The organism is Paraneptunicella aestuarii, assembly GCF_019900845.1.
Lineage (GTDB): Bacteria > Pseudomonadota > Gammaproteobacteria > Enterobacterales > Alteromonadaceae > Paraneptunicella > Paraneptunicella aestuarii.
Genome location: NZ_CP074570.1, coordinates 3104788 through 3123423, shown reverse-complemented (window position 1 = coordinate 3123423; position 18636 = coordinate 3104788). Strand labels below are relative to the sequence as shown.

Annotated in this window: 16 protein-coding genes; 5 read left to right on the top strand and 11 right to left on the bottom strand. The window is 45.5% G+C overall.

The features are described from left to right. Positions 1 to 65: 65 nt before the first annotated feature. The 10 genes from KIH87_RS11990 to paaG all read right to left on the bottom strand — a co-directional run bounded on the left by KIH87_RS11990 (position 66) and on the right by paaG (position 9603). The gene (locus KIH87_RS11990; RefSeq protein ID WP_232358102.1) at positions 66 to 2147 is read right to left on the bottom strand and encodes a 3-hydroxyacyl-CoA dehydrogenase NAD-binding domain-containing protein; all 2082 of its coding nucleotides are present in this window, start codon (positions 2145 to 2147) and stop codon (positions 66 to 68) included. A gap of 117 nt (positions 2148 to 2264) precedes the next feature. Then, positions 2265 to 3116, bottom strand: a complete 852-nt coding sequence (paaX, locus tag KIH87_RS11985; RefSeq protein WP_232358101.1) for a phenylacetic acid degradation operon negative regulatory protein PaaX — start codon at positions 3114 to 3116, stop codon at positions 2265 to 2267. 145 nt (positions 3117 to 3261) lie between these two features. Continuing rightward, the gene (paaE, locus tag KIH87_RS11980) at positions 3262 to 4359 is read right to left on the bottom strand and encodes a 1,2-phenylacetyl-CoA epoxidase subunit PaaE (RefSeq protein WP_232358100.1); all 1098 of its coding nucleotides are present in this window, start codon (positions 4357 to 4359) and stop codon (positions 3262 to 3264) included. Positions 4360 to 4382: 23 nt separating this feature from the next. Then, positions 4383 to 4925 (bottom strand): 1,2-phenylacetyl-CoA epoxidase subunit PaaD, encoded by a 543-nt coding sequence (gene paaD / locus KIH87_RS11975; protein ID WP_232358099.1) that lies wholly within the window; start codon positions 4923 to 4925, stop codon positions 4383 to 4385. A 61-nt stretch (positions 4926 to 4986) separates the two neighbouring features. Then, complete coding sequence (paaC, locus tag KIH87_RS11970; RefSeq protein ID WP_232358098.1) at positions 4987 to 5751, bottom strand: 1,2-phenylacetyl-CoA epoxidase subunit PaaC; 765 nt, start codon at positions 5749 to 5751, stop codon at positions 4987 to 4989. Between the two features lie 14 nt (positions 5752 to 5765). Then, complete coding sequence (gene paaB, locus KIH87_RS11965; RefSeq protein ID WP_232358097.1) at positions 5766 to 6053, bottom strand: 1,2-phenylacetyl-CoA epoxidase subunit PaaB; 288 nt, start codon at positions 6051 to 6053, stop codon at positions 5766 to 5768. 12 nt (positions 6054 to 6065) lie between these two features. Further along, a complete protein-coding gene (gene paaA, locus KIH87_RS11960; protein WP_232358096.1) occupies positions 6066 to 7004 on the bottom strand; it encodes a 1,2-phenylacetyl-CoA epoxidase subunit PaaA in 939 nt (312 codons plus the stop codon). Positions 7005 to 7132: 128 nt separating this feature from the next. Continuing rightward, complete coding sequence (gene pcaF / locus KIH87_RS11955) at positions 7133 to 8335, bottom strand: 3-oxoadipyl-CoA thiolase (RefSeq protein WP_232358095.1); 1203 nt, start codon at positions 8333 to 8335, stop codon at positions 7133 to 7135. Between the two features lie 17 nt (positions 8336 to 8352). Next, the gene (gene paaI / locus KIH87_RS11950; RefSeq protein ID WP_232358094.1) at positions 8353 to 8799 is read right to left on the bottom strand and encodes a hydroxyphenylacetyl-CoA thioesterase PaaI; all 447 of its coding nucleotides are present in this window, start codon (positions 8797 to 8799) and stop codon (positions 8353 to 8355) included. A 12-nt stretch (positions 8800 to 8811) separates the two neighbouring features. After that, positions 8812 to 9603 (bottom strand): 2-(1,2-epoxy-1,2-dihydrophenyl)acetyl-CoA isomerase PaaG, encoded by a 792-nt coding sequence (gene paaG, locus KIH87_RS11945; protein ID WP_232358093.1) that lies wholly within the window; start codon positions 9601 to 9603, stop codon positions 8812 to 8814. An 81-nt stretch (positions 9604 to 9684) separates the two neighbouring features. On the opposite strand from paaG, the gene KIH87_RS11940 reads away from it, so the two are divergent. After that, positions 9685 to 10275, top strand: coding sequence for an acyltransferase (locus KIH87_RS11940; protein WP_232358092.1), 591 nt, complete (start codon positions 9685 to 9687; stop codon positions 10273 to 10275). A gap of 61 nt (positions 10276 to 10336) precedes the next feature. On the opposite strand, the gene paaZ is transcribed toward KIH87_RS11940, so the two are convergent. Beyond that, on the bottom strand, positions 10337 to 12385 hold the full coding sequence (gene paaZ / locus KIH87_RS11935) for a phenylacetic acid degradation bifunctional protein PaaZ (RefSeq protein WP_232358091.1): 2049 nt from the start codon (positions 12383 to 12385) through the stop codon (positions 10337 to 10339). A gap of 186 nt (positions 12386 to 12571) precedes the next feature. Between paaZ and paaK the strand changes: the two genes are divergently transcribed. From paaK to KIH87_RS11915, 4 genes are read left to right on the top strand one after another with little or no spacing between them, the layout of a single operon-like run. After that, positions 12572 to 13861 (top strand): phenylacetate--CoA ligase PaaK, encoded by a 1290-nt coding sequence (gene paaK, locus KIH87_RS11930; protein WP_232358090.1) that lies wholly within the window; start codon positions 12572 to 12574, stop codon positions 13859 to 13861. A gap of 48 nt (positions 13862 to 13909) precedes the next feature. After that, complete coding sequence (locus KIH87_RS11925) at positions 13910 to 16318, top strand: TonB-dependent receptor (RefSeq protein WP_232358089.1); 2409 nt, start codon at positions 13910 to 13912, stop codon at positions 16316 to 16318. Positions 16319 to 16366: 48 nt separating this feature from the next. Beyond that, on the top strand, positions 16367 to 16729 hold the full coding sequence (locus KIH87_RS11920; RefSeq protein ID WP_232358088.1) for a DUF485 domain-containing protein: 363 nt from the start codon (positions 16367 to 16369) through the stop codon (positions 16727 to 16729). Continuing rightward, on the top strand, positions 16722 to 18383 hold the full coding sequence (locus KIH87_RS11915) for a sodium:solute symporter family transporter (RefSeq protein ID WP_232358087.1): 1662 nt from the start codon (positions 16722 to 16724) through the stop codon (positions 18381 to 18383). Before KIH87_RS11920 ends, KIH87_RS11915 begins: the two co-directional genes overlap by 8 nt. Positions 18384 to 18636 lie beyond the last annotated feature (253 nt).

Below are 18636 nucleotides of genomic sequence, written 5' to 3'. Positions count from 1 at the left end.
TTAAGTCGAAGAATTGAGCAGGAAGGTATGGTGTATACCTTCCTGTTTTGCTTTCTATTACAGCTTTAATAAAAGCTCTTTCCTTGTTTTACCATTTCTACCAAAGAGTCGGCTGGTTTCCACCATTCTTTCCCTGATTCTTGATAAAAGCGTTCCAGAAGCTCTACCACACGGTTGATGCCAAAACTGTGAGCAAAGAACATGGGGCCGCCTTTATGACGTGGGAAGCCATAGCCGTTTAGCCAGATTGCGTCGATATCGCTGGCTTGTGTAGCAATACCTTCTTCAAGTATCTTTGCCCCTTCGTTGACCAGTGCCAATATCAATCGATGTTGGATTTCTTCTGCATCTATCGCACGGCGTGTAATACCTTGTTCATGAGCCTCAAGTGTGAACATTTCCAGAACCACATCATCATTCTGACGTTTGCCGTTTTCATCGTAGAGATAAAAACCTGCTTGGGTTTTCTGACCTAGTCTGCCACTTTCCACCATCATATTTGCGGCGCGGAAGTACAGTGGATCTTTGGGTAAGTCAGGATTTTCCTTACGTGCTTTGTAGGCAATGTCGATACCTGACATATCGTTTACCGCCAAAGGCCCCATTGCCATACCCCAGTCGACCATAGCATTGTCTACCTGTTCCGGTGATGCGCCTTCAATCAGCAGCATATTCGCTTCTCTGCCATAGGCGGCATACATGCGGTTGCCGACGAAGCCATAACACATGCCTACCAGTACCGGGATTTTACGGATCTGTTTACCCAGGTTCATTGCCGTCAGAATAGCACTTTCGCTGCTTTTTTCGCCTCGCACGACTTCGAGTAATTTCATGACATTGGCGGGGCTGAAAAAGTGCATACCGATAACGTTTTCCGGACGGTTAGTCATGGCAGCGATTTCGTCAATGTTCAGATATGAGGTATTGGAAGCCAGAATGGCTTGTGGTTTGCAGATGGCGTCTAACTTGGTGAAGATATCTTTCTTCACTTCCATGCTCTCAAAAGCGGCTTCTACCACTAAATCTACCGTGGCTAAATCCTGATAGTCACAACTACCTTTGACGAGCCCTAGAGACTTTTGCATTTGCGCTTCGCTAATACGTTTTTTATCCAGCATTTGCTGGTATTTGCCTTTTAATGCAGTCAGGCCGAATTCCAGTCTGTCGGCAGAGGCTTCCAATAAGACGACGGGAATGCCAGCGTCGGCGAAGCACATGGCGATACCACTGCCCATTGTGCCAGCGCCAATCACGGCGACTGAATCAATATCATAAGCGCATACTTTGGCTTCTGGTCGATATTTGGCTGCTGCTTTCTCAGCAAAGAATGCGTGACGAAGCGCAGCAGATTGTTCTGACGCTCTGCATTGCAGGAAGTATTCACGTTCCTTTTTCATGCCTTCTTCAAAGCTTAAACGGCAGGCATTTTCGATTGAATCAATAGCGAGTTGAGGCGCTTGCTGGCCTCTGGCGCGTTTAGCCACCTGTTTACGATAGTTGTCGAGTAAGCCATCGAGATTATCGACTTGAGGTACGGGTTTGTCTGGAATTGCCTGGTTAATTTGACCCGCTCTACGCACATTATTCGCTAGAATTTTAGCGGCATCTAACAGTTTGTCAGTGACGATATCCGCGAGTAGTCCGGTGTCTTTGAGCTGTTCGACATTACGAGGCTTGCCCGATGTGATCATATCCAGAGCCGTTTCTACTCCGGCAGCGCGTGGCAACATTTGGGTGCCACCGGCTCCAGGAATTAAACCTAGCGTGACTTCCGGTAAGCCCACTTTTGTGCCGGTTTTGGCAATGCGATAGTGGCAGGCGAGGGCGGTTTCAAATCCGCCACCTAATACTGTGCCGAACATTGCCGCAATAACGGGCTTGGGGCTGGTGTAAATGACTTTGAGCACGTCGGGTAAGTGTGGCTCTAATGGCGGTTTGCCAAATTCACTGATATCTGCTCCTGCAATGAAGGTGCTACCTGAACAGGTCAATATGATGGCTTTAACATTGTCGTCGTTATTTGCACTGGTGATGCAATCGACAATACCTTGCCTTACAGCTTGTGACAGGGCATTGACCGGAGGGTTATCGACTGTGATGACAGCCAGATTTGCGCTTATCTCAATAGATACTGGAGAAAGAGCCATATTGGTCGTTCCTAAACATTGGTGAACCTGAAATATTTCAGGTTCGTTAAACATCAGCCTCTACACAGATATAGTTGGCTAACCGGGTTTAGGCAACGACCATAAGTCGTATGGCTTTTATTGGCTAAGGCCACCAAATCGTGTGTAGAACTTTGAACTTGCCGCAGGGAGTTTTCCTTGCGCGTTAAACAACTCTCGCTCTATATAGTGAAGTGAGCGATTGGTTAAGCTTCGATACAATCGTTTCACTAAATCCTGTGCTTCATAACCCACCCAACCATTAGGCAATAATTCATCTGGTAAATCCGGGTCGCGTAATTGGATGCGTCGATAGTTATGGATCACAACAGAGCGAAAAATAAAGCATTCTTGTTCTGTTAAATCTGCCAAGTCGGTTTTTACTTGTAGTTCTCTAAAATAATCTAAAAACTGCTGATAAAAATTGGCTAATTCTTCCACGCCCCACTTAACATTGACCAGGCCCTTAATCATTTCCTGAGAGTAAGGGTCGTCGGTAGACGCTGTGAAAACAGCCACTTCCTGACTCAGTTTTTGTTCGATCAGGGTCTCATCCAGTGAACGTCGATCTGAAGAAGGGTGTGCATAGAGGTTGGTGGTCAACATATTGAAACCCTGCCAGGTGAGGCTTTTCTTCAATTCTTCGCGTTTGTCATCTGGAACCGAATTGGTTAACACCAATAACCAGCGGTTATCCCATTCCGGTGGTTCTGACGCATAAATACGTCTGGCTACACGTTCATACTGTGCTTTGGCATATTCGGTAAAACAGTAATAGCTTTTGCGCCCAATCTTTTTAACGTCTAACCAGCCGTTTTGTACTAATCGAAAAGCTGAGGTGCGCACAGCACGGTCGTTAAACCCCATAGGTTCCATACACTCAATGAGGCTGCCTAGCCAAATCCAACTGCCGTGTTGTGACACCACATCACCGAAAATTGTTACCGTCATGGATGTGCAGCTAACATTATTTTCTTTGATGTGATTTGCCAGTGACTGAATCAGTTTTTTATTTATTAACACTAGTTGCCTATCCTACGATTAATTGGGAATAGGCATTGTACTAGAAATTACACATTAATCTCGACCCTTGCTCTTATCTTTGGTCAAAATCTACCACTACTTCGTCTGAAACCGGGTGTGCCTGGCAGGTAAGTATGTATCCGTCATCAATTTCATGCTGCTCCAGACCATGGGTGATGTCCATGTCTACCTTGCCCTTGACCAGCTTGGCTTTGCAGGTTGAACATACGCCACCTTTACAGGAATAAGGCAGTACCATGCCGTTGTCGATTCCTGCGTCCAGGATGTTTTCACCCACAGTTGCCAATTCGAAAGAAATTGTTCTACCGTCAGATGTCAAGGTTATTTTACTAGTCTTGTCTTCACCATAGTTTTTCACGCGTTCTTTGGCTTTAGCCAAGGCTTGTTGCGCGTCTTCTGACGAGCTACTGAACAACTCATAGTGGATCTGGTCTTCTCTGAGTCCTTCAATGCGGAAACCACGCGAAACTTCTGACATCATGGATTCAGGGCCACAAATAAACACGTCGTCCATGTTTTTGATATCTATCAGCTTGTGTTTCTGCAACAAATAACCGCGCTTGTTATTAATGCGACCATAGAGTAAGTCGCTGCCTTGATCTTCCTGACTCATTACGTTGATCCACTGGAATCGAGTCAGGTATTGGTTTTTCAGAAAATTCAGCTCTTCTCTAAACATGATGGAAGAGGTTTGCTGGTTGCCATAAATCAATGTGACTTCGCTGTTAGGCTCTACATCCAAAATGGACTTAACAATGGACAGTATTGGCGTAATGCCACTGCCTACCGCAATACACATGTAGCGCTTTTCATTGTCGGCAGAAAGCTCAGTATTAAACTCACCTTGCGGTGGCATCACTTCAACCACATCGCCAGCTTTGAAAGTGTCGTTGGCATAGTTGGAGAATTTACCGCCATTAACGCGCTTGATAGCCACTCGCAATGTGTCATCGTTTACGCCCGAGCAGATAGAGTAAGCTCGACGTATTTCCTCACCATTAATGGTTGCCTTTAAGGTTAGGAATTGCCCTTGGATAAAACGAAACGTGTCTTTATGTTGATCCGGAATCTGGAAAGATACACAAATCGCAGAGTCGGTTTCCGGCTCTACTTTTTGAATTGTAAGGGGATAGAACTGTGTATCTGACATAGTAACTCCTTGGAAGCGTACTGTTAGATGTTTTTAAAAAAGTCAAAAGGCTCGTGACAGTCATTGCATTTGAATAGGGATTTACAGGATGTAGAACCGAATTCACTGATTCGCACTGTATTGGTGGAACCACAATGCGGGCACTTCACATTAGCCATTGGTGTTTGTTTCTTAATGCAGCCCTGAGGCGCATCTTTTGGCGGTGCAATACCATATGCCCTTAATGCATCCTGACCTTCGTCTGTCATATCGTCGGTAGTCCAGGATGGAGACAATACGGTTTTAACTTGCACCTGCTCATAACCGTGCTGGTTTAACTGAGCCACAATATCTTCTTTGATCTCATCCATTGCCGGGCAGCCTGAATAGGTGGGGGTGATCGTGACACACACACCAGATTCAGATTTTTCAATGTCTTTTAGAATGCCGATATCCCAAAGTGATAACACCGGGATTTCGGGATCTTTAACTTCGTCCAGCAAATCCCATAACTCTGGACATGAGGAATTATGTCGACGAGCCTGTTTAGCTCGCTTTTCAGGAGTAATGGTTGGAATTTGTTGCATGATAAATTTCTCAGTTAGATAACTCAGATTAAGAGTAAGGGAGGCTGGGTAAAACCAGCCTCTACCACTGACAACCTGGGTAAGCACGATGAACACTTTGCATTACGCTAAGTAAATGGCTGAGATGTTCCGTGTGATAGCCTGTGCGACCCCCTCTGATAGCCCATTCAGCGTCAGGAACTGGTAAAGTGGCCTGGTTCAAAATGGCACTGACATCACGTAACCAGGCATCTTTAATGCTGGCAGTGTCAACGCCAATGCCAGCTTCCGCCAAGCGTTGTTCCAGAGCATCAGGTTCAAACATTTCAGGTGTATAACCCCAGAGTTCATCCAAAGCATTTAACATGCGTTGTTTGCTCTCTTCTGTGCCGTCACCTAAACGTATGGTCCAATCGCGACTTCTGCGCAAATGATAACGGGTTTCTTTTTCTGACTTGGCGGCAATAGCTGCGAGTGTTTCGTCTTTGGACTGACACAGTAAAGGCAGAAAATGTGAATTAAATACATCGACAAATAACTGGCGAACGATGGTGAAAGCAAAATCACCACGGGGCAGTTCGTTGATCAGGAAGTTCTGATATTGTCGTTCGTCACGCAAGTAGGCCAAATCATCTTCGGTTTTGCCTTCACCCATTAAGTCTGCTGCGTAGGTATAGAACATACGCGCGCGACCAATGAAGTCCAAAGCGACATTACTTAACGCAATGTCTTCTTCCAAAAATGGGCCGTTGCTGGTCCATTCCGAAACGCGATGGCCTAAAACCAGAGAGTCATCGCCCAATCGTAATGCGTAATCAATAATGTCTTGTTGTTGCACCGCTGTCATGATCCTGCTTGCTCCTACATATTCCCGACTTCTTTAGGAAGCGGGTAATAAGTGGCTTGACGGTAGGGTTTGTCATCAGACGGATCAAAGAAGGATTCTCTGTCATCTTCCTGGGAAGCACAGATATCGCTGGATTTCACAACCCAAATGCTGACGCCTTCACTACGTCTGGTGTAACAGTCGCGGGCATATTCCAATGCCTGAGCGTGATCTTCCGCGTGGAGGCTACCTACATGTTTGTGATCCAGTCCGCGCTTGGAGCGAACAAAGACTTCAAATAATTCCTGATTTCCTGTACTCATTTACTAAGGCTCCTAAGCTGCACTTTTGACGGATTTTTTGGCTTTATGGGTTTGCATGGCTTCACGCACCCAAGCTCCATCTTCATGAGCTTTAACATGGTGTTGAATACGTTGTCTGTTGCAATAACCGTTGCCGTTAATCACGCTGTAGAATTCATCCCAATTAATGTCGCCATGATCATAATGACCACGCTCTTCGTTCCATTTGATATCTTTGTCAGGATGTTCCAGACCCAGATACTCAATTTGAGGAACGGTTTGGTCGATAAACTTCTGGCGCAAATCATCGTTGGATTCACGTTTGATTTTCCACTTCATACTTTGACCCGAATGCGCGGATTCTGAATCGTGAGGGCCAAACATCATCAATGCAGGCCAATAGAAGCGGTTTAGAGAATCCTGAGCCATTTGTTTTTGCTCTGGAGAACCTTTCGCCAACGCCAACATAATTTGATAACCCTGACGTTGATGGAAACTTTCTTCCTTACAGATGCGGATCATGGCTCTGGAATATGGCCCATAGGAAGTACGTTGCAACGAAACCTGATTGCAAATAGCCGCACCGTCAACCAACCAGCCAATGGCACCGATGTCACCCCAGGTTTGAGTAGGGTAGTTAAAGATAGATGCATACTTGGCTTTGCCTGTTTGTAATGCATCAATCATTTCATCGCGGGTTGTACCCAGAGTTTCAGTGGCACTATATAAGTACAAACCGTGACCAGCTTCATCTTGTACTTTGGCAAGAAGGACGGCTTTACGTCGTAGAGAAGGGGCTCTGGTGATCCAGTTACCTTCAGGCTGCTCGCCAATCACTTCTGAATGAGCATGTTGAGACATCTGGCGGATCAGGTTTTTACGATAACCTGCTGGCATCCAGTCTTTAGGCTCAATTTTTTGCTCACTGTCAATTTTCTGCTGAAAAGCAATTTCAAGATCTTGCTCTGTCATACTCATTATACCTACATCTTATTTTTACATATATGATACAAAATTATTTTCAAATGTCAATATTGTGTATCATAAAATGGATTGCGCTTTTTACAATTAAAGAACATTTTTCCAAGTTTGCGTAGTTATTAAGCTCTTTCCAGCACAATTGCGATCCCCTGACCGACTCCAATGCACATTGTACACAGAGCAAAGCGACCATTATTACGGTGTAACTGATACACTGCAGTGGTAATTAATCTCGCTCCGCTTGCACCTAATGGATGACCTAGCGCGATGGCTCCGCCGTAAGGGTTTACTCGAGGATCGTCATCAGCAATACCTAAGTCTCTTAGTACCGCTAAGCCCTGTGCTGCGAAGGCTTCGTTAAGCTCAATGACATCCATTTGAGATAATGAAAGCCCAGTCTTTTCCAAGACTTTACGAGTGGCTGGTGCTGGGCCAAAACCCATAATGCGAGGCTCTAATCCTGCGGTTGCCATGCCCACAATACGGGCTTTCGGTGTAAGCTGGTGTTTCTTCATGGCTTCTTCAGAGGCAACCAGTAGAGCGCATGCCCCATCGTTCACACCTGAAGCATTCCCCGCGGTTACTGTGCCATTTTGTCTGAATGGCGTGTCCAACTTGGCAAGGGCTTCCAAAGAGGTCGCGCGTAAGTGCTCGTCTTTATCAAAAATAATGGGTTCATGTTTTTTACGCAGGATAGTGACAGGAACAATCTCGTCGTCGAATAAGCCTTTTGCTTGCGCATCTGCGGCTTTTTGCTGGCTATGCAGGGCGAACTTGTCCTGATCTTCACGGCTGATATTAAATTGTTCGGCAACGTTCTCTGCTGTTTCCGGCATGGTGTCCACGCCAAACTGCGCTTTAAACGCTTTGTTGATAAAGCGCCAGCCGATGGTGGTGTCGTACATTTCTGCGCTACGGCTAAATGCGCTGTCTGCTTTACCCATAACAAACGGTGCGCGAGACATAGACTCCACGCCGCCGGCAATGGCTAATTCGATTTCACCGCTTTTAATTGCACGAGCAGCAGTACCTACGGCATCAATACCTGAACCACAAAGTCGGTTCAGAGTGACACCCGGAACATGAGTAGGAAGCCCGGCTAACAAGCTGCTCATACGGGCAACGTTACGGTTATCTTCTCCTGCCTGATTGGCACAGCCATAAAACACATCGTCGATACTTTCCCAATTTACCGATGAATTACGCTCCATCAATGCTTTCATGGGGATGGCACCTAAGTCGTCCGCTCTGACTGTTGCCAATGTACCGCCATACCTGCCGAAAGGGGTTCTGATTGCGTCACAGATAAATGCGTCTTTCATAATGGGTTACTCACAATTTAATTTTCAACAAGTACAGGTTGATTAATTCTAGCCGAATTACCTTTAAACAAGGCGACCAGCTTGTTTTCCTGATTGGTAATAGTGATTTGGTAAATGCCTGAACGCTTGCCTTGATGCTGAGCTTTCGCCGTGGCTGTCAGCACATCGTTAACGCGGGCAGGGCGGATAAAATCAATGGTGCAGTTAGCTGCTACGGCTGCATGGTTCTGCGAATTGCAGGCAAAGGCAAAAGCGGAATCCGCCAAAGAGAACAACATACCGCCGTGGCAGGTTTGATGCCCGTTAAGCATGTCTTCTCTAATGGTCATGGTCATAACAGCATAGCCTTCGTCTACGTCGATAATTTCCATCCCCAAGGCTTTTGAGGCGGTATCGTTTTCGAACATGAAATCGGCGCACTGTTTCGCTAACTCTGTTGCTTCTGGAGTTGGGCGTTGATTCACTACTGCTTCTCCCTAGTTACCCTGGAATTTAGGTGCGCGTTTTTCGATAAACGCAGCAACCCCTTCCCGGTAATCGTTAGAGCGACCCAATTCACGCATGGCGGCTTTTTCTGCTTCCAGTTGCACGTGCAGAGGATTCGACATGGATTCATTCAGCAATTTCTTGATACGCGCCAAGCCTTTCGTGGGCTGAGTAGCCAGGTGAGCGGCTAGCTTTAAGGCTTCTTCTTGCAGTTTATCGTCATCAACACATTGCCAAATCATGCCCCATTGCGCAGCTTGCTCTGCCGATAGTTTGTCGCCTAGCAATGCAAGTGCTTTAGCTCGGGGTAAACCCAAGGCGCGAGGCAGGCTCCATGTGCCACCGGAATCGGGAACCAGTCCAATTTTGCAGAAGGCTTGAATAAAGCTGGCTGAACGAGCGGCAATAACAATATCGCAGGCAAGTGCAATACTCGCACCAGCACCAGCGGCAACGCCGTTAACGGCACAGATTACCGGCTTTTCCAAATCGAAAATGGTGCGGATAAGCGGGTTGTAGTTCTTTTCTACAGACTCGCCTAAATCAGGCGCGGCCTGGTCGCTCTTTACGGAACGATCGTTTAAGTCCTGACCTGCACAGAAACCACGGCCTGCACCTGTGATCAGCAAGCAACGAATGCTGGCATCATCGCGAACTTGTGTAAGAACGCTGCGAACTTCTTCGTGCATTTTTTGAGTAAAGCTGTTGAGCGAGTCGGGACGGTTGAGCGTTAGTTTGGCTACATTGTTCTCGACTTCGAAGGCTATGGTTTCAAATGTCATGATGAATATCTCTTATTGGCTTTCGCTTTTTTCAGTCTGTGTTAACTTTTAAATACTGGTTAGTTAGAAGTTGGAAATACCATGCATTGTTATGCTCTTGAGGATTTAATCCCCGTTATTGATCCAAGCTCTTTTGTTCATCCTACCGCTGTGATCATTGGTGACGTTATTATCGGCAAGAATTGCTACATCGGCTCCGGTGCATCGCTGCGTGGAGACTTTGGGCGCATTGTTATTGCCGACGGCTGTAATGTTCAGGAAAACTGTGTTCTGCATAGCTTTCCTAAGCATGACTGTATTGTCGAAACCAATGGTCATATTGGCCATTCTGCTATTTTGCACGGTTGTACTATCGGTAAAAATGCTTTGGTCGGCATGAACGCAGTTGTCATGGACAACGTTGTCATTGGTGCCGAATCTATTGTTGCTTCCTGCTCTTTCGTGAAATCGGGTTTTGAATGCCCACCACGTAGTTTGTTGATGGGCAGCCCGGCCAAGATCATGCGTACACTCGACGACGATGATGTTGCCTGGAAGTCCCGAGGAACCCTGGAATATCAAAGATTGACCAAACGTTGTTTGGACTCGTTTCGTGAAGTTGAACCATTGACTGAAGTTCAGCATGATCGCCCCAGATTCACAGACAGTGAGCACAATGTCAAAGATGCGTAGACAGGTGTAAAAGATAGAACACTCGAACCTGTTTGCAGGTTCGAGTGACTACTTTCAATGTTTAGTCTTCGCGTCTTTGTACCAGCGTCATAATGTCGTAAATAGCCACAACAGTACCTTCCTGGTTGTATACCTCTACATCCCAAACAACAACACCAGTAGCTTTGGTTTCGTCTGGACGTTTGTCCTTTTTGATTTTCTGTTTCACTGTGATTTTTACCTGAATGGTATCACCTATACCAACAGGCTCTACAAAACGCAGATTTTCCAAACCATAGTTAGCTAAAACCGGGCCTGGAGAAGGTTCTACAAACATGCCGGCAGCAGCTGAGATAACAAAGTAACCATGGGCAACACGTTTACCAAATAGCGAATCTGCCGCAGCCATTTCGTCGAAATGCGCGTAGAAATGATCACCTGAAACACAACCAAAGTTAACTATGTCTGCTTCGGTAACGGTGCGTCTGTGCGTCGTTAAGCTTTCGCCAATCTGTAAGTCTTCAAAATACTTTTTGAATGGATGGACGTCGGTGCTGATGGTTTTAGCACCTGCCGAATATTCTTTGGTTATGGCCATCAAGGTTGTGGGTGACCCCTGAATAGCTGTGCGTTGCATGTAGTGTTTAATGGCGCGCACACCACCTAGTTCTTCACCACCACCTGCGCGGCCAGGGCCACCATGAACCAGTGGAGCCAATGGTGAACCGTGTCCGGTTGATTCTTTGGCACAGTCTCTATTCAAGACCAGCATACGACCATGATAGGCCGCTGCGCCAAGTATCAATTGCGCAGCTTCGTTGTCATCGTAGCTGACCAATGACGCCACCAGACTTCCTTTACCTTTAGCGATAATTTCAACAGCCTGTTCTAAATCATCATAAGGCATTAGCGTACATACCGGGCCGAAGGCTTCGATATTGTGTGGTGCGTCGCTATTTAACGGATCTTTACATAGCAACAGTGTTGGCGGGTAGAAAGCCCCTTCGTTGGCATTAGCGCCTGTTACATCAAAGCTGGCGTTGTTCCCACCCAGAATGACTTCACATTGTGTTGCCAATTCGCTGACTTTACGCTTTACATCTTCACGCTGCGACAAGCCTACCAATGAGCCCATGCGCACGCCTTCTGCGTTGGGATCACCCATAGCGATTTTGCTTAGGCGAGCCTTTAAGGCTGCGGCAACGGCATCAATTTTATCTGCTGGCACTAAAGCGCGACGAATGGCAGTACATTTCTGACCAGCCTTGACTGTCATTTCTCTGGTAACTTCTTTTATAAACAGGTCAAATTCCGGATCTTCTTCTGATACGGTTTTTCCTAGTACGCTTGAGTTAAGTGAATCAGCTTCCAAATTAAATGGAATGTTATTGGTCAAAATGTTGGGATGTTGTTTAAGCATCTTGCCCGTGTCTGCTGAACCGGTAAACGTGATGGAATCTTGTTCATTCAGATGTTCGAACATATCACCAATACCGCCACAGATAAGCTGTATCGAGCCTTCCGGCAAAATTCCGGAGTCGATAATTTCTTTTACCATCGCTTCTGTCAGGTAAGAAGAGACAGTCGCTGGTTTTACAATGACAGGTACACCTGCAATTAAACTTGGGGCAATTTTTTCTAGCATTCCCCAGATTGGAAAGTTGAATGCATTGATGTGAAGAGACACGCCTTTTTTGGACGTAAGTATATGACGACCAATAAAAGTTCCGTTGGCAGAAATTCGCTCAGCAGCACCTTCAACAATAAACGTTTCGTTCGCCAACTCTCTTCTTGCCATGCTGGAATAGCTCAACATGGTGCCTATTCCGCCTTCAATATCTACCCAGCTATCACTGCGTGTAGCCCCTGTCCAGGCTGAGATCTTGTAGAATTCTTCTTTCTTGGAAAGAAGCAGTAAACCCAGTTGCTTTAACAGGTTTGCGCGTTCATGAATGGTCAGCTTTCTTAATGCTTTGCCACCAACATTTCTCGCATATTCAACCACTTCCCTGAAGTTGATCCCATCACTACTAACATGGCACACCGTAGTGCCAGTAACGGCATTTCTAACCTCTGCACCTTCAGAGATTCCTTCTACCCAAGCGCCGTAAACATAGCTCTGTGCTTTCATTAATGTTGCTCCAAAGTCTTTAAAATAGTCTAAACTTGTAAAATAAAAGTTAACTAATATGATACATAATTATTGATGTATATCAAATTTATGTATTATATTAATTAGCGAACACCGTAAATCTTCGTATTTGTGACGAACGTTTACCGAGTTTTTTACATTTGCCTTATTTGGAGTATAGAAGAAATGACGGGAAATGAATCGGGGCTGCACGCCATCGAATCTGCCAGCATTGATGAGTTACGTTCTTTGCAATTGGAACGATTGAAGAAAACATTGAATCATGTATATGAGAATTCTCCAGTCTATAAGGCCAAGTTCGATCAACATGGCGTTCATCCTGATGATCTGAAAACTCTGGAAGACTTGAGTAAATTCCCTATGACCACCAAAGCTGACCTTCGGGATAATTATCCCTTTGGCATGTTTTGTGTTCCGATGGAAAAAGTGGTTCGTATTCATGCCTCCAGTGGAACGACTGGCAAGCCTACAGTTGTTGGCTATACTCAAGAAGATATTGATATTTGGGCAGATGTTGTCGCTCGTTCAATATACGCCGCAGGGGGAAGACCGAAAGATAAGGTGCATATTGCATACGGATATGGGTTGTTTACCGGAGGCTTGGGGGCGCATTATGGCGCTGAACGTCTCGGGTGTGCGGTGATCCCTATGAGTGGTGGTCAGACTGCCAAACAAGTGCAGTTAATCAAAGACTTTGATCCGGACATAATAATGGTAACACCATCATATATGTTGAATATCGCTGACGAGTTTGCCAGACAAGGGCTTGACCCAGATTCACTCTCCTTGAGAACTGGAATTTTTGGTGCAGAACCCTGGACAGAAGCCATGCGCACTGAAATGCAGCGTCGCTTGTCTATGGATGCGGTAGACATTTACGGTTTGTCCGAAGTCATGGGGCCGGGCGTTGCCTCTGAATGTATTGAAACCAAAGATGGCCCGACTATTTGGGAAGACCATTTTTATCCTGAAATTATCGATCCTGTCACGGGCGAAGTGTTACCTGATGGTGAAGAAGGTGAGTTGGTATTTACCAGTTTGACCAAAACCGCGATGCCGGTTATTCGCTATCGTACCCGTGATCTCACCAAGTTGCTTCCCGGAACAGCTCGTACTATGCGTCGTATGGGCAAGATTACCGGCAGAAGTGACGACATGTTAATTATTCGTGGTGTAAACGTTTTTCCAACGCAAATCGAAGAACAAATATGCCAGTTAGAGGGGTTATCTCCCCATTATCAAATTGAAATCTCTAAACGCGGCAATATGGATAGTGTCAACATTCAGGTTGAGCAAAGTCATGATGCCGGGTCTAAAGATCCGTCGTATTTAGGAAATGAGCTGTCGAAATTAATCAAGACATACATTGGTATTTCAGCGGCTGTCGAGGTGACTGCACCCAACAGTTTGCCTCGTTCTGAAGGAAAAGCAAAAAGGGTAATAGACAATAGATAGAAATCATTACCGATAGGCGTAATGTCAACAACACACAGGGCAATTATTATGAGTCGCACTAAATCTGTATCAACCAAGCCTCTAATTCTTTCTGTGGCGATTAGCTCGATTTTGGCAGGACAAGCGTTCGCTCAAGAAGAAGCAGCGGAAGAAGCTAGTCAAGGTGGATTTGAACAAATTATCATCACTGCTCAAAAGCGTAGCGAGAGCTTGCAGGAAACTCCATTGGCTGTTTCAGCATTTACAGGTGATGAGCTGCGTGAAGACGGAGTTGCTTCCGTCGAAGATATTGGTAGTCGAACGCCGGGGCTGGTTTTTGCCGCCTTCAGTGTTGGTCAACCTGAAATCGCAATTCGTGGTATCGGAACCAAGGAAGACGGTGCTGCTGCATCAGATTCCACTGTTATTTCTGTTGATGACGTATATATTGCGGCTCGTACAGCACAGGTTTTTGACATTTTCGACCTGGAACGTGTTGAGGTGCTAAGGGGGCCACAGGGGACTCTTTATGGTAAGAACTCCATTGGGGGTTCTATCAACTTCATTACTTCCAAACCTACCGAAGATGTCACTGCTCGCGGACGCTTAACCGTTGGTGAGTACGGTCGCTTCGATCTGGGTGGTATGATTAGTGGTGGTTTAAGTGAAAACTTGCTGGGTAAGTTCTCATTTAGTAACCGTAACTACGATGGTCATATTACCAATATTCATACTGGCGAAACTCATGATGATCGTGAAACCATGGCGTGGCGTGGTCAGCTTCATTATTTCATGACCGATGATTTGTCCTTCGTGTTGACGGTTGATGGTGCGGATGACGATATTGGCGATACCTATCGTGTACCAGTTGGTTCTGCAGGGGATTCTGTCGACAACAACGCAAACAACCCATTGGCGGTTGATGCGGCTTTTGGTTCTGCGGGTAATCCATATCTGGCTGCAAACGATGAAATTGGTGCGACAGACAGAACCGTTGAAGGTTATGCCTTGAAAGTAAACTGGGAAACAGAAGACTTTACCTTTGCTTCTATTACTTCTTATCGTGAAAGTGATTTCTTGTGGTGGGAAGATTCTGAAGGTTTACCTGGTTTGTCTAGCTTTAACCCTGCGGTTGACCCTCAATTCGGTTTCCGTCGTGACGTAACTGACACGGCTGTTGAACGTACCGTGCAGTTTACTCAGGAATTGCGTTTGGTTTCTCCTGGTGGCGAGAAGTTTGACTGGGTAGTTGGCTTGTTCTACAGCAAAGAGAAAATCGACCGTACAGAGAGCTTCTGTATTCCTAACTGTGGTTTCAATGTTATTCCACAGGAGCAAATTGATTATGCGCCGGGTGCAACCCGTATTCCTAGCAACTTTATTATCAGTAAGTCTATTCAGGCCAATGACAGTATTAGCTGGGCGGCATATGGTCAGGGGACTTATAAAATTAATGACGACCTGAAGTTAACCGCAGGTTTGCGTTATTCCTATGAAGAGAAAGATGTCGAATTTGGTGGTGATATCGACGATGGTGTTGTTGCTGCAGGCGTATTTATTCAGGAAAACTTCTGGGTAACGGATTCAGATGATTGGGGCAATGTCTCTGGTCGTGTAGTATTGGATTGGCAAGCAATGGATGATGTGATGATTTACGGTAGCATCTCTAACGGCTTTAAGTCTGGTGGTTACATTGGTTCTCCATCAACACCAGAGCGTGCAGTTCAATCTTATGACGAAGAAACCGCGATTAACTATGAGATTGGTTTCAAGTCATTCCTGTTTGATAGCACTGTGAAGTTAAATACGGCCTTGTTCTACACCGACTACAGCGATTTGCAGGTTACTCGTTTCGCTCAGTTAGCGGATAACCCAACCAACCCATTCGGTGAATTTATCACTGAGAATGCGGCGTCGGCTGATATTCAAGGTTTGGAAGTTGAGTTTGCGTGGATGGCAACAGATAATCTTGAGTTTGGTGGTAGCTATGCATACCTTGATGCGACCTACAAAGACTTTACGCCAAATGTTGCCAACCTTGCTCCAGGTGGTGGTACATTACCTTGTGCGGAAGGTGATAATGCGGTAAGTACAAATCCTGCAGATGGATGTATTCCTGACTTCTCTGGTAAAACATTGCGTCAGGCTCCTGAGAACATGCTGCATGTTTATGCTCGTTACTTCCACGACATGGGCGATGCAGGTTCTTTGAAAGCGAAAGTGTCTTATCGCTTCCAGGATGATAGCTTCTATGATCCGGACAACAACGACATTACTGTTATCCCTGATTACACATTGTGGGATGCTCAGTTGTCGTGGAGCGACACTGATGACAACTGGTTGATCACTGCATGGGTGAAAAACCTGACTGATGAAGAATATCGTACTCACGTATACTCACAGCGTAACTCTCAAATTGCATTTGCTAATTTTGGAGCGCCACGCACTTACGGAGTCACGATCGAATATACGTTCTAAGGATATAGAACGCATTTAAATAGCTAAGGAAAGAGCGGTGTCGCTCAGTTGAGTGACACCGTTTTTTTATTATCAAGAGATGCCTATATGAGTTGTACCAAATCTAGTACTGAAGCTGTGTTAAAGTCGTCGAGCTTCGCTGTATTAGTAAGAAAAAGGAACAAGGTTCGGTTCCTGTTGACGATGATTTCTTTGTTGTTTTACGGTTTTTTTGTTGGAGGCATTGCTGCTTATAACCAATGGTTTGCAGAGCCTCTTGTTGAAGGAAGCCGAATCCCCATTGGTATTTATGCCACTGTTCTGGTGATTGTTGTCATGGTGTTACTTGAGTGGCTGTACGTATTAATTAGTGAAAAAACGCTCGACCCCATGCAAGCTCAAGTCAAAAAGGAGCTTGATAATCATGAGTAAGTGGATTTCCCGAATTTTTAGTTGTAGCGCGTTAATCACGGTTTTAAGTCTGGTGGCTCCAGTCGCTTTTGCATCGGAACAAGCATCGGACTCACTAAATTATTCTGCGATTACGACCTTTGTGACTTTTGTATTAATTACCTTGGGCATTAGTTATTGGGCGTCGAAATATACGACTTCCAGCAGTCAGTTTTATACTGCGGGTGGACAAATCAGCGCAGGACAAAACGGTACTGCGATTGCGGGTGATTTTATGTCTGCGGCGTCGTTTCTGGGTATCAGTGGCTTGATTTACAGTGCCGGTTATGACGGTTTGATATTGGCTGTTGGTGCGTTATCTGGCTGGCCGTTAATGTTGTTTTTAATGTCCGAGAGAGTGCGTAATCTGGGGCGTTTTACCTTTACTGACGTAGTGTCGTATCGGCTTCAGAAAAAGCCGATTCGTATGACCGCCACCCTTGGCTCTATCTCTGTAACCATCCTGTATCTGGTGGCTCAACTGGTGGGAGCGGGTAAGTTAATCGTGCTGTTATTTGGGCTGAGCTATGAAATATCGGTAGCGATTATTGGCGTGCTGGTGATGATCTATGTGACCGTTGGTGGCATGTTGGCAACTACTTGGGTACAGATAGTGAAAGCAACTTTGCTATTACTGGGTGCAACCTTGATGTGTTTGCTGTTGATGGTGCAGTTGGATTTTGATTTCAACAGCCTGTTTAGTAAAGCGGCAGAAGTACATAGTAAAGGCGATTTGATTTTACAGCCTGGAAGTTTATTCACGGATCCTATTCAAGCCATCACCATTGCCGTGTCGATGATGTGCGGTCTACTCGGTTTGCCTCATGTATTAATGCGTTTATTTACCGTTGAAGATATGAGTACGGCGAAAAAATCCGTTTTTTATGCGTCGGGTTTGATGGGCTATTTTTATCTGATGACCATTTTGATCGGATTCTCTTCCATTATTTTTGTGTCAACCAATCCTGAATTTTTTGCTGATGGCAAATTGATTGGCGGTACCAATATGGTTGCCGTGCATTTATCCAAGGTGTTGGGTGGCGATTTATTAATGGGATTCATGTCAGCTGTGGCGTTTGCAACCATACTTGCGGTTGTTGCAGGGTTGATTGTTGCGGGATCGGCAGCGGTATCTCACGACATCTATGCTGAGTTGATTTGTGCTGGTCAGCCAGACCAAAAGAAAGAATTCATGCTGTCTCGTATTAGCGCGGTTGTTTTGTGCGCCTTGGGCGTGTTACTCGCTATTTTGTTCCAGAATCAAAACGTTGCTTTTATCGCGGTAATGCCGCTGGTGATTGCTGCCAGCGTGAATTTCCCCATTTTGATTTTGGCCATGTATTGGCGCAATCTTTCAACCAGAGGTGCCGTTGCTGGTGGTTTGGTCGGCTTTGTGAGTTCCATTGCCTTGATTGTGATGGGCCCCAAAGTCTGGGTGAGTGTTATCGGAGCTGATGCGCCACTGTTTCCTTATGATTACCCGGGATTATTTACCATTACTGCTGCTTTCGTGACGATGATCATTGTGTCTTTGCTTGATAAGAGTGAACGAGCCGAGATAGATCGAGAACTGTTTGATGAACAGTTAGTCGCTGCTGAATTGGCAACCAATGTGTCAAAAGCGGTTGATCATTAGTTTTGTTATCAGGGACGACTGAACCGAGTTGTGGTACGAGGCCGAGGTGCTATTTATTAAAAAGCACCAAGGTCTCAATTCAACCGAATATAGTGCTATCAGCTATATCGGGGGGAGGGAAAGCAGGGATGCTATTTTCTTTTTATTACCTGCCTGTTTGAAATTATCAATTTTGTCTCCATAAAGCCTCATGTAATGGCGTGATGAAGGTTCGTACTGTTCATATTACATGCTGTCGTTAGTTGTTGTTCCT